This is a genomic window from Bacteroides sp. An19 (assembly GCF_002160215.1).
Classification (GTDB): Bacteria; Bacteroidota; Bacteroidia; order Bacteroidales; family Bacteroidaceae; genus Phocaeicola; species Phocaeicola intestinalis.
Window position 1 is genome coordinate 36,236 of record NZ_NFKD01000029.1, and the last position, 15,578, is coordinate 51,813.

Below are 15,578 nucleotides of genomic sequence, written 5' to 3' on the forward strand. Positions count from 1 at the left end.
CAAAAGAAATGCAGTATATGAAAAAGATAATATTGATGTCGACCGTATTGCTGGCGGGCTTGTCGGCATGCGAAGATTATAACGACCAGTTTAATATTGATTCTTCCCTGACCGATGTGAAGACGGGCGTTACCATCCAGCTGGCTTCTTCCGATTACGGAACCATAGCGGGAATGGAAGCGAACAAGGAACTTGCCTTGTCGAAAGACCCGGAAGGGCAGACCTATGTGGCGGCTTTAGAAGCCATCGGCGAGAACAAGTATTTTGCCGATGCCACGGAAGCCGAATGGTATTTGCCTGCTTTTATCGATTATAAATATCCGAATGCCGATACCGGTTCGCGCATCTCGGTACAATATAATATGTACAGAGGGCAGTCGGGCTATCTGGCCGATTTCAAGAAGATTTCGGATTACACACTGACCAATAACGATTACCGTAGCGTATGGAACGGGACTTCTACCGCTACTTACTTGTCTCCGTCTACACTGAGACAGATTCCTTCGGTACTGGAATCCAGAATGGAAGACCCGCAAGAAGGAGATATGGTAGCCGTGAACTATGCTTACTCGGAGTTCGAGCCCGGTGCGGGAGGCGGTGTCATTCCGGTAGTGTATCAGCAGGTTAATACCTTCGACGGAGAAGCCGGAAATTACGTCATTGCGGCTAAAGCCAACGATGGCAGTTATTATCCGTTCGGCAAGCTGGACGACCCGAGTAAACCTTATGGATATATCTATCCCGATGCGATTACCGTGACCGATGGCATTATTTCTTCGGATAACGGTTCAGAGCAGGTTGTTACGATCGAAGAAGGTTCGGAAGGCTATACGTTGTTGAATAGCTACATGCAGTACATCTACATGGACGAGACACACGATAATTTTAACTTTACGACTTCTTTACCAACGGAAGGCGGAGAATGGTCGTTTGAGTCGAACGGAGACGGCACGTTTAAGCTGAAGAATATCGAAAGGGACAAGACCGTAAAACTGACTCTTTATAACGATTCGTATAGCTACGGAAGCTATGCAGCTTCGCGCTACACGTATGTGGAGGATGCGATGAAGGAAGAAAGCAAATTGTTTGCTGTTAAAAACATTACTGTTCCTGAAGATCTGTCTGCTGTATGGTCTCATGATGCCTCATACGGTTATTATAAAGCGACAGGATATGATGATGCAAATAAGAAAAACTTGGCAGCCGAAAGCTGGTTTGTGTCTTCCGAAATCGACTTGTCGGAAGCGCAGAATCCAGTACTGAACTTTGATTTTGCTTTCAATTTCTTGAATGGGAACAATGCGGCTGATTTTATGCAACTGAAAGTCTCTACTGATTATACCGGTGATGTACAGGCAACTACGTGGACAGATTTAGCTTATGATGGTTCTCGATTTAACCGTTGGGATTTCATCGCTCAAAGCGTAGACCTGGCGCAGTTTGCAGGGAAAAAGATTACCTTGGCATTCGCTTACAAGAGCACTGACCAGTGTGCGCCTACCGCCGAAATCAAGAATCTGGCGATTGTAAACGGACAATACTGGGATGTATGCCTTTTCAAGGAAGTGCCCGAATCGGAAGTAGCAGCCCAGATGTTGAAGATGAGCCGTGCATCGGGCGCATACGCCAATACCGCTGCCCTCTATGTATATCGTGAAGGTGCATGGTGCGAATATACGAATGAAGACGCGAATGTTGTGGTTGCCGACCCGGCTATGTATGCCGAATTGGGTGCCGACTATGTATCGCGGCCTGCCAATGTATTCCCCATCTATCTGGTTCAGAAGTTCCCGTTTGCCGCGAAAGGTGATAAGGCTGCCGTGGTTTACCGTGCAGATGCCGACGGAACAATGGCTGTAACGGAATATACGTACGATGCCGGCTGGAGTGCATCGCAGATTTATTCTTCCCGTACCACTACTTTCGAAAAAACCGGCGAAGGATATGTGGCTATGGCAGGCACTTACCTGAATGAAAGCTTGTTGGGTGATGAAGGTGGTTTTACCATCCAGGACATTTCGATGCAAGGCGTCAACTATGTATGGTCGAACACGGAACAATATGGCTGGAAAGCATCTGCTTACTATAACAATACGAATTATCCGGCAGAAAGCTGGCTGGTATCTCCGGTGATAGATTTGTCGGAAGCCATGGCTCCGCAGGTGGCATTTGAGGAAGCGCACCGTTATCTGAATGGTGAAGCATTGACCGACCATTTCAAGATTAAGATTTCTACCGATTATGTAGACAATGTAGAGTCTTGCACATGGGAAGACTTGATATTCGATGAATCGCAATGGTCTGACGGGCAGACGTGGGATTTCTATCCGGTAGGTCCGTACGATTTGAGTACATACACAGGACAAACCATCCGGATTGCCTTTGTTTACATCAGCAATTCTACGGCTGCTCCTACGTGGGAATTCAAGAATATCGTGGTGAATGAGGCTGAATAAGTTATAAAATGAAATGATTACATAAAGAAACGCAGATATTCGCGGATTCGTGCAGACTGGAATTATAATCTGCGTGAATCTGCGGATATCTGCGTTTTAATTATTAACCGGTTACTGAATATATGAAATCTGTTTTAAGAATATACATGCTGCTTTTCGGCTTCATAGTAGTCGGGTGTAGCGATAATGATACGATAACCATTGAGAATGAGACCACGCAAGAAGGAGCGGTCACATTGGTATTGAAAGGGTACGAAAGTGCTTCTGAGGGGTTCTCTGTATGCCAGCCCGAAGGATTCACCTATCCGTTTTACATTCAAGGCAAGACTTTTCATGGGGATGTCTACTGGTTTTCAAAAAGCGATGCCGGACGTCTGGACGCCATGCCGGAAGTACCTGTACAAGAAGCCGGTTGGCAACAATCGGTTGACATCGAGGAAGATGCCGCTTATTGGGCTTGGTGTATGGGTGCCGACCGTTACCGCTATCTGAAGTTCCGGGTAATAGACATCGAAGGAAACAATGTAACGATTGAATATGTGGAAGAAGATGCTCCGGCTGGAAACTGGAATGCGAATGCCGGTAATGATTACGTGACGGAATACGAAATGCCTTGCCTGAACGATTCGAATGTGTATGTGGCACATGACATTGAGGTAAACGGTAATCGGGTATTGAATTATGCACTGGAGTGGAATGCGGCTAAGCGGCACGCCAATTGGGTGGCTTTCAGTTTCGATAAAACGACTTCGGCTGATGAAGTATCACGTACCGATGCGTGGGCGGTAGACGAAGAGTTGCCGGAAGAGATGCGTACGGAAGAAGCAGACCATAAGAGTGACGGTTTCGATAAAGGCCATTTATGCGCTTCGGAAGACCGGGTGTATACGAAAGAAGCCAACGAGCAGACCTTTTATTATAGCAACATGTCGCCACAATTGAATGACTTTAACGGAGGTTTTTGGCGTGGATTGGAAGAACAAGTGCAGACGTGGGGACGTTCTACAGCATCAGGAACCTACGATAAAGTATATGTGGCAAAAGGAGGAACCCTCAATGAATTATTGGTGAACTTTAACGGTACACACGTTTCGGGAGGAACTCCTACGACCGATGAAAATGGTTTTACCATACACGGATTGGCATGTCCTGCGTCCTATTTTATGGCTGTATTGACTGAAAAGGGAAATGATTTTCATGCCATTGCGTTTTTGATACCTCATCAAGAAGGATTGATTCGTAATCCTAAAGCGGAAGATTTGCAAAAATATGTGATTCCGGTGGATGAGCTGGAACGGAAGACAGGCATTGATTTCTTCTGCAATCTGGATGATGCGGTAGAGAATCAGGTAGAAGCAGAAGCGGTGATAAGTGACTGGAGTTGGTGATAAAATTGAAGGAATATGTATAAAAGAATCGGATTGACACTCTTTCTGTTCCTGCTGGTCGTAGCAGGTAATGCACAGAATAAGAAAGGGAAACTCTACGGAGTGGCGTTTTATAACTTGGAAAACCTGTTTGATACCGTTCACGATGAAGGGAAGAACGATTATGAATATTTGCCGGACGGACGGAATAAATGGGATGATAAGAAATATCAGTCGAAATTGGAGCACATGTCGACTGTATTGAGCCTGTTGGCTACGGATAAAGTGTCTGACGGAGCTGCGGTTATCGGTATGGCGGAAGTGGAAAACCGCCGTGTATTGGAAGACTTGCTGAAGCAACCGGCTTTGGCAGGGCGGGGATATCAGATTATCCATTACGAAGGTCCGGACGAACGGGGCATCGATTGTGCCATGTTTTATAATCCGGAACTTTATCAGGTGAAATCTACAAGGTTGGTGCCTTATCAGCTTGCGGAACCGTCCGACAGGCCTACACGTGGCTTCTTGATAGCGGACGGAGAATTGGCAGGCGAACGGGTAGCTTTTATTGTCAATCATTGGCCTTCGCGTGGAGCCAAGTCTCCGGCTCGTGAGCGTGCCGGTGTGCAGGTGCGTGCCTTGAAAGACTCTTTGCAACGTCTGGACTCGAAAATCAAGATTGTCATTATGGGTGATATGAACGACGACCCGATGGACAAGAGCATGGCAGAATCGCTCGGAGCCAAACGTAATGCCAAGGATGTGAAAAAGAAAGAACTGTATAATCCGTGGTGGAATACGCTGGAAGGGGGTGACGGGACATTGAAGTACCGGGGGAAATGGAACCTTTTCGACCAGATAGTCTTTACCGGCAATTTCCTGAACCGCCGGCACCGGAAGCTGACGTACGAGAGCCATCAGATATTCAAACGCGACTATCTGTTCCAGACCGAAGGAAAATATGCCGGTTATCCCAACCGTACGCAAGCGGGCGGGCGTTGGCTGAACGGCTATAGCGACCATTTGCCCACCGTGGTTTATTTCATCAAGCGGTAATAAGTAAGAAGCTGTTTTGAATTTATCGTGCGATGATTTGGGATGAGTTTTTGAGGCATTTTCGCTTCTGTGATGAGGAAGATAGCGGGCTATCTGACGAAGAACAGGAGCGAAAAGAACCAAAAAATCGCCCAAAGCACACACGAAAACGGATACATCAAGCCAAGAAAAACTTTTTGGAGAAATTCAAAACAGCTTCTAAGTGTAGTAAACAAAATTGGTTAGCGAAACTGTTATTATCTTCTTGCTTCAACGCAGATAGCTTCGTTTGGTAAGATTAATAATCTTGCAGCCTGAAGATTATTAATCTTACAGCGGATGAGCCTATCTGCGTTTACCGTTGCACCTATATCCGTGGTTCAACTGAAACATAATAACTCTTTCGGCGTGGATAAGTTGGTGCATCCGGGCGTATGCGATACGCCCCTACATTGGCTGTTTGCGGACATCCATTAAAAAAATAAAGAATGGCAAGAAGTATTGCCATTCTTTATTTTGCGACAGCCTCGCTTTTATTACGTCAAAAAGCGAATTTATGCTTCAGCCGGAGCTTCGGTAGCAGGTGCTTCTTCAGCCGGAGTTTCTTCTGCGGTAGCAGCTTCAGCTTCTGCCTTAGCGGCAGCTTCAGCAGCTTTCTTTTCAGCTACTTTCTTAGCAATTTCTTCATTGATTTTCTTTTCTGCTTCCAGACGTTCTTTAACGGCTGCTTGTTTGGTTTCTTCTGCTTTAGCCTTTATTGCGGCCAAATTAGCTTGTTTGTTTTCTTTCCAAGCGCTGAAGCGAGCCTGTGCTGTAGCTTCATCGAATGCGCCTTTTGCAACACCACCCTGCAAGTGTTTCATCATATAAACACCTTCGCGAGACAAGATGTTACGTACAGTATCTGTAGGTTGTGCACCTACTTTTACCCAATACAATGCACGGTCGAAATTCAAATCTACTGTGGCAGGATTGGTATTGGGGTTGTATGTACCAACTTTTTCAATAAATCTACCATCACGTGGTGCTCTTGAGTCTGCAATAACAATTGAATAAAACGCATATCCTTTGCGTCCGTTTCTTTGCAATCTGATTTTTGTTGCCATCTTTAAATATAAAGTTTAGTAAATAATAAAATGATTTGAATTATACTAATAACTCGTATTAGCGGCTGCAAAGGTAATGCTTTTTATTTGATTGGCAAAGCATTGGTTCAGATTTTAAAAAACTGTTGTGAATTTCTTCAAAAAGTTTTCACGCCTTGATGCATTTGTCTTCACTATTCTTGGGGATTTGCCGGATGTCTTCAAGATTCCTACAACATCCGTATCTATTTTTGCCGGAATAAACGGTATCAATATGATTCGGATATGTTTTATTTTAGTCTTTTCCTTTTGTATCCTTACGGCAGGAGGGCAGCAAATGTCTCATGATTTGTCTTATTATGCAGAAGCTGCACGGAATTACAGCCCCTTGCTCCACGATTACCGCAACCAACTGCAAATAGAGCAGGCGGAACTCCGGCGGCTGAAGGCGCTGTACACCCGTTCACGGCTGGAGCTGAACGGGGATTACCTGTTCGTACCCGTCCTGACCAAAGACGGGGGACAAACCTCTTTCCGATGGAACGCACAGGATGCCACGGATTATTACGGCTACGACTTGGGCGAGAGTAGCGGGCACCTGCATGCCGGAGCCACGTGGACACAGCCGCTCTTGGGACATTCGTCTTACAAAGTGGCACAGGAGCAATCCCGCATCAATATGGATATGGCTCGCAACCACATCCGCCTGGAAGAGAACCAACTGGAACGCGCGGTGACGGAACAGTACCGGTTGGACAGCCTGAACACGGCGGCATCGCTGCGCTCTTTCAACTTGCAGTACAAGCCGCGGCTGGACCTGTTTGTGGACGGAGGCATGCAGACGGGCAGCTTCTCGCAATGGTACAGGCATTTCGGCTGGAGCGCAGGACTGACATTTACGTGGACGCTCTTCGACGGCAGGCAAAAGCGTTGGAAGGAGCGTCAGGCGGAACTGCAGCAGCAAAGCATACGCATCTACCGGGACCATGCCGAATACCAACGCAGCATGAGGCTCTGCCAATGCCTGTCGGAGTTGGAGAAATATGACCGGAGGGAAAAGGCTCTGACGGAGCTACTCGCCGGATACGAGCGTGTCCTGTCCGATTATGCGCGGGAGGTGGAGGCCGGGCAGGTGTCCGTGCTGGATTATCTGACCGTGCTCCGCAACAAGATACAGACGGAACGGGATGCCCTGCTGATGCGTACGAACCGGCAGCTTGTCATCGCCGCTTACAATTACTGGAACCACTAAACACAACTTGGATATGAAAGCAACTCTTTCGATTCATCAACTCTACGCGGGATCAACTCTACGCCAAGCCCATCCTCTTCGTGGCAGGTCTGCCCCTGCAGCTGGTGGTGCTTGGTGTTTGCTCCGCTTGCTGAATTTTTATATCTTCGCAAGAAAAAACTATGACATCAAAAGACTATCTTGAAAAGGTAACTATCGGGAATCTTGCCGAATTGTCGGAGAAAATCATTTTGGATGAATATAACCCTCATTGGAAACTTATGTTTCAACGTGAAAAGAGTCGGATAGAAAAAGCCTTGTGCGGAAAAGAGATTATTGTCGAACATGTCGGCTCCACCTCAGTTCCTGGATTATGCGCGAAACCGATTATCGACATTCTTCTTTTGGTACCAGATTCGGCAGATGAAACCTATTACGTGAGGTTATTGCAAGACGCAGGATATGTTCTTAGAATCCGTGAACCAGAATGGTTTGAACATCGGATGTTCAAAGGCAAATCGCCGGAAGTGAATTTGCATGTCTTTTCAATCGGATGCAAGGAAGCAGACAGAATGATAGACTTCCGTGATTGGCTGATAGCGCATGAAGATGACCGCCGTCTGTATGCAAACACGAAAAAGCACTTGGCCACCAAAGATTGGAAATATGTACAAGAGTATGCCGATGCGAAGTCAGAAGTAGTGAAAGAAATATTCCGGCATATTTTTGCCCGGTAGAGTCCTTCGGGGAGCCGACGGTGTAAATCTGTTTTTGATGAGGCTTAGTGTTTGCTCCGCTTGCTGATTTTTTCTATATTCGCATGCAAACTTCCAAAATTTAGATATGATTACCGAAAAAGATGCTATTGATTTAATCATGCTTGCCGAAGAATTGGAGATAAATGTTTTCATTGACGGCGGCTGGGGTGTAGATGCATTGTTAGGCGAACAAACGAGAGAACATCAAGACATTGACTTGTTTGTGGAAGAAAGGCAGGCTGTGCGTTTCATTCATGCTTTACATCAACAGGGATTCAAGGAACGGACAGAAACATATTCCACTCCGCAGCACATCGTTTTCGCAGATGCGGATGGGCGGACGGTGGACTTGCATTTGTTTACATATACTTCGGAACGGAAGATTGTTTTTGAAGGAGCAATTTATCCGGCGGACACGTTCAATGGAGAAGGCTGTATCGGCAGAAAGAAAGTGTCGTGTATTCCTCCCCAGGCACAGGTCGCTTTCCACACAGGATATGTTTTTGATGAAAACGATATTAAAGATGTGCTTGCCTTGTGCTACCATTTCCATATTCCTATCCCTGAAGAATACAAGCCTTATGCTAAGTAATCCGCCCCCATCCGAAGCTCCGACAAATCTTACAGGAAAAAGTACTATTCCCGGCAGAGGCTTTCCTTCTTTCTTCAAAATTCCTACAAAATCCGCTCCTACCTTTGCGCAGATACAATAACTTTGCAACCGACTTAAAAACAGGAAAGCGATTATGTGGAAATACTATGCACTGCTGTCCGCCCTCTTTGCCGCGCTGACCGCCATCTTCGCCAAGGTGGGCGTGAAGGACATCAATTCGGACTTGGCTACGGCTATCCGCACCACCGTCATCCTGCTACTGACGTGGGGCATCGTGCTCTTCGGGCAGCACGTGGGCGAGATAAGGGAGATACCGCGTCATGCCTGGCTCTTCCTCGTGCTGAGCGGCGTGGCGACGGGACTGTCGTGGCTCTTCTACTTCAAGGCGTTGCAGACGGGCGACGTGTCGCGCGTGGCGCCGATAGACAAGCTGAGCGTCGTCATCACCATCTGCCTGTCGTTCTTGTTTCTGAAGGAACCGGTCAGCCTGCGGGTGGTGGCGGGCGCGCTGCTGATTACGGGCGGAAGCATCATCATGTTAATCAAGTAAGCGCAGGTCAGATGCTGTTGGTTATCCGTTCTTTTACCTTACTCCATGCATTTGTATTGAAGAGGCAACAACGGTCCATTGTCTGATACATCTCTTTAAAACGGCTTGCCGGAATCACAAAACTCAGCACATTGCTTTCTACATAAGGGCGCACGGAAGGGTCGAGCAGGCCTATAAACGTACGACGGCCGCCTGTTCTGTTTTCTTTTACGGCTTGGGCTACAACTGATGAACAGCCTGAGCCGAAAATGCAGGAGACAGCATCATCGGCGTTATTGTCGAAGAATGCCCAAGTTGCCAGTCCTGACAGCATGTCGGGAGTAGCAAAAAACAAAATCCCTTCCATGGGTTCAAAACTCTCTACGCGGTCAATCCGTATGAAATTAAGATACTTTTTAGCAGCCGGCCGTATATCAAGCCGTTCAATGCACGTTATCACATCTTCTGGAGAAGCCTTGTAGCGTTCTTTATGTGACACAAAGCCGGGCACATGCTCAGGCATCGGCGCAAAGGCGGTATAGAGCTTGCCTCCGCCACAACCGATGGTCTCGGCATTCAGGCTAAGCCCTTTCCCTTTTCTCGCGGCATTCATTCCCTTAAAGAGACAACCGTTTATCTTATCTGTATCTGCCACCGGTTCGTTATCATAATAGAACAGAAGCGGAAGTTCCGCCGTTTCACCAAAAGCCTGGCGGTATTTGCTGATGAATGTCTGAGTATCCATATCTTTTTCAGTATAAGTAGTTTTGTGGGTAAATATAGTGAAAAATTCGATTCTTCTTCAATATATCTTCAAATTTCCCTATTACCTTTGCTTCCATGTTTATTCATCAAACGCAATGAAACTGCTGATAATCGAAGACGAAAGGGAGCTGTTTGCCCTTCATCGGTAACGTGGGCAAGGCGGTGTCGAAGGCGGGGATGGCAGAGTATCCCAGCGGCGACATGGCGGATATGCTGGACAATCACGACTTCGTCTACACGCACATCAAGAACTTGAAGGCGAAGCTGGCGGAGGTGGGTGTGAGGGATTGCGTCAAGAATGTGTATCGCGGTGTTGCTGCTTGCCAAGATAGACAACCGCCAGTACGAACAGATGGAAACCATCAGTTTGGGCGATTTTCTCGACAGACTGCTGCCTTCATTGGAATGCCTTATGGGAAACATCGTTCTCCGCAAAGATTTCCAGACTTCGCTGATGATACGTGCCAACCGCACCCTTCTGGAAAGTCTCGTGAATAATCTTGTGGTGAATGCTGTCCACCATAACCGTCCGAATGGGGACATCACTCTTGTTCTGACCGGCAGGCAGCTTATCGTATCGAACACTTCCGATGAGCCGGAATTGGACGCCCGGCAGGTATTCAATCGCTTCTACCGCCCGTCAGAAAAAACAAAAGGTAATGGATTAGGACTGGCGATAGTGAAAGCGGTTTGCGAATACCATGGATGGAAAGTGAACTACTGGTATGAAAATAACAGGCATTGTTTTGCGGTGAATTTTTAGTTCCTATGTTTGTAAAATGTGCTAGCAAAATAGCATAAAGCCAAGAGAAACTGTTTTGAATTTCTCCAAAAAGTTTTTCTTGTCTTGATGTGTTCGTTTCGTGTGTGCTTTGGGCGATTTATTTGGCAAAGCCTGTCCTATTGCGTTTTCATGAGAACATGCTGATAAATGTCAACATTCATTTTATTGACATTTGGCTTCGCTTTGGCTTGTGGTCTATAGGGTTATAAATAATTTTGCTTCCTGTTGAACGGGTACTTTCTTCTGTTCCAGTCGAGGGAAACGTGCCGTGTTCCAAATGATAAAATACCGGAGCCAAAATACTGTCGGCTGGTGTGCCGAACTCTCCTAAATTGGCAGTTAAGTCTTCAGATGAAACATAATCAGGTTGCAGCCCATCAGTATAATAATCGTAAAAGTTTTCCGAGTTAGCTGTATATGAGGTGGTTAACCAGAATTCCAGTTGTGGGTAAGCTTCATTGGTAAACAAGCTCTGTGCCACATTTTTTCCAAAGGTGGCAGCACCTACTTGTAATAGCTTATCACCTAAATATGGGCGCAAGGTATTGATAACAATTTCGGATGCCGAGGCTGTATTAGAGGTGGTGATGACGTACAGGTGGTCATAATTCAGATTGGTTACCCCTTGCAGCAGACTGGCATCAAAAGTATAGGTCTGTGTCTGAGGATCAGTCTTGTCATTAAATACCATTGTAAGCCACGGTTGTCCCATTGCACCTTGTGGGGCAAGGATGGTACTAAGCAATTGGGCGGTGGATACATAGCCACCCGGATTGTAGCGAAGGTCGAGGATGATGTCGGATGGTGACTGGGCGGCAGCTTCGTTGAAGGCTGCTTTCAGTGATTCTTCGTCGTCCGTTTCAAATCCATTGTAGAGGATATAAAAAGCTTTTTTGCTTCCGGCGGTTATGGTCTTATAGGTAAATACGCTGGGTTGTTCGATGATTCGGGGAGCAGGCATGTCAACGTAGGATGTATCCGGCTGTCCATCTACTTCTGTAGCTACCCGGTAGCGGCAGGAGCTGCTGGGACGCTGGAAGAAAGATTCGAAGTTACTTGTATTCAAAGCCCGGTCGTTCACGCTTACCACCCAGTCGTTGCGTTTCAGTCCCACTTCAGAAGCTGGAGAATCAGGATACACATATAATATATGTACTACATAGTCACCGTTGGTATTGCGTATCAATGAGCCTTCCAATCCGAAAGTGGGGTAAGCACTTTGTACACGTGAAACATTTACCGAATCAATGTGGGAAAACACGCTTCCATTTTTCTGGTCCTGTGAAGAAACAACCGACTGGAGAAATGTTTCGGGCTTATCGAAGAAGTTCAGTCCTTCTTCGGTGGGAAGGTCTTCGTAAAACAGGTAATGTTGTTGCATGGTTTCGTACATCCACGTTTTTGGCCCGATGAGGGCATAATATTCCCCCGAGCGGTCTTGCCCGCACGATGCAAGGAATAAGGCAGATGCAAGCATGCATAGCGCATGGATGTGGAATAGGCTTCTTTTCATGATGCAGGCTTTTATTTCATGGTAAACGAGTTTTGTCCGATCATATTGCCGTCGGCAAAGATATAGACCGTATAGGTACCTGCAGGAAGGTATTCTTCCACGTCCCAATAGACGGTAACGCTTTGTTCTTCTCCGGTATATTCAATATACTTTTTAATGGAGTAAGTAATTTCACGGTCTTCGTAGGCAAAGGTGGTATTGCCTTTCGAGAGGATGTCATTGTCGGGCTTGGCAATGCGGACGTAGATTGTTTTGTTGCCCGTTTCGGCAGTGATGTTCTTTACGATGGTGAATGAGATAGCAATTTTTTTCACGTCTTTCACCTTTCGTGCTTTCTTGCCACGTTTATTCATCGGTAGTGCAGAGATGTTGGTGGCATCCAGTTGGGCTGCTAGCGATACCTTTTCGTTCAGGTTTTTCTTTTCTTGCGAGAGGGTATTGATTTGCGCTGTGGCAGCTGAGTATTTGCTTTTCACTTCCTGATTTTCTTCCATCAGTGCAGCGTTGAGCCGGTTGAGCGAGTCAATTTGGATAACATAGGTACGCAGCACGGCACGTACGGTTTTCAATTCTTTCTTCAACCGCAATATTTCGGCAGCATTGGTTGTCTTCACCTGCCGCAGTTCTTCCAATAACCGTTGGGTCTTCAACTTTTCACTTTCCAGTTTTTCACGAAGCGAATCGTTGTTGATCTGCACCTGAAGTTCATCGTATTGTGTAGCAAACGCGCTATATTCATTTTCCATTTCTTGTTTTTCTACGGCAAACACTTCGGCCATTTCCTTATTTTTCCGGTATTCGTTCACGGCAAGGAAAGAAACGCCTGCAACAATGACAATCAATAGAATAATCGCTCCAACTAATTTTTTATTTTTTTCCATAGACTCTTGAGTTTGGGCGCAAAATTACAACATTTTGTACAGATGTAGTCTTTTGGGCTGATAAAAAACTATAATGGGGATGAGTTCATGCGTTTTAAGTTTTTGAGTTTTTAAGTTTTTGGGTTTTGGGGGTTGTTTGCTGATTCTGCCTTACTGGTTATTGGGAATAGCTCTTAAAAACTCATCCTACATCATCACACAAAACTCAAAACAGACTTTTAAAGGCCTGCCAACTTGGCTGGAACACCTTCATCTCCTGCTTCCCAATGCAAAAGGGGAAGTCCGTTATACTCGCCTTGCTGCTTGTCTACCCAGGCATTCAAGGCATCCAAAAGGTTTTCGCCCGTATCAGTAACGGTGAAATCAGTATCGTATGCATAATTTTTCCCTTCATTTTTCGTGCCCTTATAAAATTCTTTTAGACCACTATCTTTCGGATAATAACAATTATTAGATATACCGGCTGAAAGTTGATAAGAAAAGAGAGCGGATTGTGAGTTCCCATTGAAAAATGGGGCATGTACATAGCAATTCGTCAGCACAGCACCGGAAGCCATATTATAACATAGACCTCCTGCATTGGCGTTTTTCGTAAACTGACAAGAACTTGCATAACTATTGATAACATACAAATAATTATGTCCACATAATCCTCCTATACCATCAAGCCTTCCTTCAAAACTAACATTACATACTGAACTATTGGCAATAGTACCTTTATTTTCACCAACTAAGCCTCCTGCATAACCAAATGCTTTATCTTCGATACTACACGATAGAACATGGCAACCAATCACATTCCCTTCATTAAAACCGACAATCATTCCATCATAATGAGTTTCATTAAGAAAATCAAGATTGACATACGAACAGTTTTCTAAAGTCAAGTCTTTTACCATTCCTCGCTCGCCTATATATCCGAATAGTCCCTGATGTTTAGTGTCTTCCGGAGTAATCAAACGTAGATTGGAAAGCGAATGCCCTTGACCGTCAAAACATTTATTAAAAGATTTGCTTTTACCCAATGCTGTCGACTTACACCCTATCGGCTGCACTAGCTCACTTTGCTCTTCTGTAAACGCAATGTCTGCACAAAGGAAATAGGTCATGACGCCATCTACTTCATGTCCGAAATCGTCCAGCGTGTAGCCTTCGTATTCCATCCCGTTTATCAGATGGGAGAATGCGATAAATTCTTCTGCGGTGTAGATGCCGGTTTCTTTTTCTTTGGAAATAAGCCGGTAGGTATATTGGTGTCCCGAAATGAAAGATTGTGTCGGAGTGGTGAGTTGTAGTTCACCTTCGGGGGTGACAAGCCTGATGTCGACAGAAACATTGTCGGCAGGAGGTATGAAAAGTGTATACATACGGTCGGTTCGTTTTTCGAAAGAAACGGTAGGTGCCGGAGTTTCTGCAAATGTGAATGTTCGGGTGTGAGGCTCTATGCTTGCCAGTCGGACGGATGGAGTAAAACGGATGTTTTGCATCTGTGTATGGATTGATTCATCTGTCTCAAAAGTGATTTTGGCAAAGAGATGTTCGAATTGCAGTTCGACTGGTTTGCCGTAGGGCGTTTCTTGAGCTGCATATAAGATGTCTTTCAGATTTCCTTCCGTATCGTAAAGTTCTTGTTGGGTTGATGCGAATGCCGGATAGTAGACGACAACCGATGCTTCATTTCCACTTTTATCCCAGTACAATGGAGTCTCAGGATGCCATTCCCCATCTTGATAAGTCAGGGCGATATTGTTGGCGTTTATTCCTCCTTGACTGAAAAGGGAGGCATTGTCGCCTGCGGTGAAGATATTTTTTCCTTCATTGTTCCGGGTCATCCCTTCCAATTGGTTTCCTTGGATGGAGACTGTTATAAGTGAGTTGTCCATAAGTTGTTCTTCCTGGCATCCGACAAGCAGGCAAGCAAGGAGGATGATATATAGCTGTTTCATGGCATTCGGTATATTGTTGTTTTTAAAATATAACGCAAGAGCATTATTTTGTTTACCCCCGTTCCCTGTTTTTTACCAGCTGATTATGCGAATCGGGAGTTGACAACGGATTCTTGTGATGCTATCATAGAACACAGACTACACAAGAATACACAGAAGAACAGGTCAATAATCAATATGCTGATGTGAAAATAAATTAGCACATTGCCTTATTGTAAGCATTCGGTTTGATTGTTATGCAGGGGCAAAATTACAATCAAACCATAGGGCATGCAATGTGTATTTCTTAGAATGCTTACGCCTTATTATTCATTGGCACATTAAAATAAAATCTGTGTCTTTCCGTGTTGTCTGTGTTCCATTAAAATGCACAAATAAATACCGCGTGAAGTATGACTCCTAAACGAAGTGATAACTTCTGTGAAACATAACGACGTTTAACACCTGATTCGCATAAATCAAAAACCGGCGCGCATCCCTGCGAACCGGTTCCTTAGATGTATGCTCGGCATGAGTATTAGCTAACGGGTGCAAGTCCCTAATGAGCCCTAATAGCGGGAATCATACAGCCCAAAGCAAGGGTGTCCATCGCGAGTTGGAATCTGAAAGAAGCTG

General features: G+C 45.5%; 14 protein-coding genes. 9 read left to right on the top strand and 5 right to left on the bottom strand.

Features of this window, described 5'->3' with window-relative positions; all coding sequences use genetic code 11:
- Positions 1–17 precede the first annotated feature (17 nt).
- The 4 genes from B5F25_RS11700 (at position 18) to B5F25_RS21790 (ending at position 5,154) form a co-directional block, all read left to right on the top strand.
- Positions 18–2,456 carry a choice-of-anchor J domain-containing protein gene (locus tag B5F25_RS11700; protein WP_087249741.1) on the top strand — a complete coding sequence of 813 codons (2,439 nt, stop codon included), beginning with the start codon at positions 18–20 and terminating at the stop codon, positions 2,454–2,456.
- Positions 2,457–2,578: 122 nt separating this feature from the next.
- Positions 2,579–3,844 carry a DNA/RNA non-specific endonuclease gene (locus B5F25_RS11705; protein WP_087249728.1) on the top strand — a complete coding sequence of 422 codons (1,266 nt, stop codon included), beginning with the start codon at positions 2,579–2,581 and terminating at the stop codon, positions 3,842–3,844.
- 15 nt (positions 3,845–3,859) lie between these two features.
- Positions 3,860–4,879: an endonuclease/exonuclease/phosphatase family protein gene (locus B5F25_RS11710; RefSeq protein WP_087249729.1), complete on the top strand. Its 1,020-nt coding sequence runs from the start codon at positions 3,860–3,862 to the stop codon at positions 4,877–4,879.
- 32 nt (positions 4,880–4,911) lie between these two features.
- On the top strand, positions 4,912–5,154 hold the full coding sequence (locus B5F25_RS21790; RefSeq protein ID WP_162614409.1) for a hypothetical protein: 243 nt from the start codon (positions 4,912–4,914) through the stop codon (positions 5,152–5,154).
- Positions 5,155–5,412: 258 nt separating this feature from the next.
- On the opposite strand, the gene B5F25_RS11715 is transcribed toward B5F25_RS21790, so the two are convergent.
- Positions 5,413–5,964, bottom strand: a complete 552-nt coding sequence (locus B5F25_RS11715; protein ID WP_022039535.1) for a 30S ribosomal protein S16 — start codon at positions 5,962–5,964, stop codon at positions 5,413–5,415.
- A gap of 253 nt (positions 5,965–6,217) precedes the next feature.
- Here B5F25_RS11715 and B5F25_RS11720 point away from each other — a divergent pair, with 253 nt between their 5' ends.
- From B5F25_RS11720 to B5F25_RS11735, 4 genes are all read left to right on the top strand, one after another.
- Positions 6,218–7,195: a TolC family protein gene (locus tag B5F25_RS11720; protein ID WP_087249743.1), complete on the top strand. Its 978-nt coding sequence runs from the start codon at positions 6,218–6,220 to the stop codon at positions 7,193–7,195.
- A gap of 161 nt (positions 7,196–7,356) precedes the next feature.
- Positions 7,357–7,911, top strand: a complete 555-nt coding sequence (locus B5F25_RS11725) for a GrpB family protein (RefSeq protein WP_022039532.1) — start codon at positions 7,357–7,359, stop codon at positions 7,909–7,911.
- A 106-nt stretch (positions 7,912–8,017) separates the two neighbouring features.
- Positions 8,018–8,524 (top strand): aminoglycoside nucleotidyltransferase, encoded by a 507-nt coding sequence (locus B5F25_RS11730; RefSeq protein ID WP_087212693.1) that lies wholly within the window; start codon positions 8,018–8,020, stop codon positions 8,522–8,524.
- A gap of 154 nt (positions 8,525–8,678) precedes the next feature.
- Positions 8,679–9,095 carry an EamA family transporter gene (locus B5F25_RS11735; RefSeq protein WP_087249731.1) on the top strand — a complete coding sequence of 139 codons (417 nt, stop codon included), beginning with the start codon at positions 8,679–8,681 and terminating at the stop codon, positions 9,093–9,095.
- Between the two features lie 7 nt (positions 9,096–9,102).
- Here B5F25_RS11735 and B5F25_RS11740 read toward each other — a convergent pair whose 3' ends face one another.
- Complete coding sequence (locus tag B5F25_RS11740) at positions 9,103–9,819, bottom strand: DUF169 domain-containing protein (RefSeq protein ID WP_087249733.1); 717 nt, start codon at positions 9,817–9,819, stop codon at positions 9,103–9,105.
- 318 nt (positions 9,820–10,137) lie between these two features.
- On the opposite strand from B5F25_RS11740, the gene B5F25_RS11750 reads away from it, so the two are divergent.
- The gene (locus B5F25_RS11750) at positions 10,138–10,602 is read left to right on the top strand and encodes an ATP-binding protein (protein ID WP_087249735.1); all 465 of its coding nucleotides are present in this window, start codon (positions 10,138–10,140) and stop codon (positions 10,600–10,602) included.
- A gap of 178 nt (positions 10,603–10,780) precedes the next feature.
- Here the strand turns inward: B5F25_RS11750 and B5F25_RS11755 are convergent, their stop codons facing one another.
- The 3 genes from B5F25_RS11755 to B5F25_RS11765 all read right to left on the bottom strand — a co-directional run bounded on the left by B5F25_RS11755 (position 10,781) and on the right by B5F25_RS11765 (position 14,963).
- Positions 10,781–12,136: a S41 family peptidase gene (locus B5F25_RS11755; protein ID WP_087212701.1), complete on the bottom strand. Its 1,356-nt coding sequence runs from the start codon at positions 12,134–12,136 to the stop codon at positions 10,781–10,783.
- 11 nt (positions 12,137–12,147) lie between these two features.
- Positions 12,148–13,017 (bottom strand): hypothetical protein, encoded by an 870-nt coding sequence (locus B5F25_RS11760; RefSeq protein WP_087212703.1) that lies wholly within the window; start codon positions 13,015–13,017, stop codon positions 12,148–12,150.
- A 218-nt stretch (positions 13,018–13,235) separates the two neighbouring features.
- Positions 13,236–14,963 carry a fimbrillin family protein gene (locus B5F25_RS11765; protein WP_087249737.1) on the bottom strand — a complete coding sequence of 576 codons (1,728 nt, stop codon included), beginning with the start codon at positions 14,961–14,963 and terminating at the stop codon, positions 13,236–13,238.
- Positions 14,964–15,578: the final 615 nt, after the last annotated feature.

Coding starts and splice junctions, on each gene's coding strand:
- B5F25_RS11700 (WP_087249741.1), top strand. CDS start 18: ATGAAAAAGATAATATTGATGTCGACCGTATTGCTGGCGGGCTTGTCG.
- B5F25_RS11705 (WP_087249728.1), top strand. CDS start 2,579: ATGAAATCTGTTTTAAGAATATACATGCTGCTTTTCGGCTTCATAGTA.
- B5F25_RS11710 (WP_087249729.1), top strand. CDS start 3,860: ATGTATAAAAGAATCGGATTGACACTCTTTCTGTTCCTGCTGGTCGTA.
- B5F25_RS21790 (WP_162614409.1), top strand. CDS start 4,912: ATGATTTGGGATGAGTTTTTGAGGCATTTTCGCTTCTGTGATGAGGAA.
- B5F25_RS11715 (WP_022039535.1), bottom strand. CDS start 5,964: ATGGCAACAAAAATCAGATTGCAAAGAAACGGACGCAAAGGATATGCG.
- B5F25_RS11720 (WP_087249743.1), top strand. CDS start 6,218: ATGATTCGGATATGTTTTATTTTAGTCTTTTCCTTTTGTATCCTTACG.
- B5F25_RS11725 (WP_022039532.1), top strand. CDS start 7,357: ATGACATCAAAAGACTATCTTGAAAAGGTAACTATCGGGAATCTTGCC.
- B5F25_RS11730 (WP_087212693.1), top strand. CDS start 8,018: ATGATTACCGAAAAAGATGCTATTGATTTAATCATGCTTGCCGAAGAA.
- B5F25_RS11735 (WP_087249731.1), top strand. CDS start 8,679: ATGTGGAAATACTATGCACTGCTGTCCGCCCTCTTTGCCGCGCTGACC.
- B5F25_RS11740 (WP_087249733.1), bottom strand. CDS start 9,819: ATGGATACTCAGACATTCATCAGCAAATACCGCCAGGCTTTTGGTGAA.
- B5F25_RS11750 (WP_087249735.1), top strand. CDS start 10,138: ATGTGTATCGCGGTGTTGCTGCTTGCCAAGATAGACAACCGCCAGTAC.
- B5F25_RS11755 (WP_087212701.1), bottom strand. CDS start 12,136: ATGAAAAGAAGCCTATTCCACATCCATGCGCTATGCATGCTTGCATCT.
- B5F25_RS11760 (WP_087212703.1), bottom strand. CDS start 13,017: ATGGAAAAAAATAAAAAATTAGTTGGAGCGATTATTCTATTGATTGTC.
- B5F25_RS11765 (WP_087249737.1), bottom strand. CDS start 14,963: ATGAAACAGCTATATATCATCCTCCTTGCTTGCCTGCTTGTCGGATGC.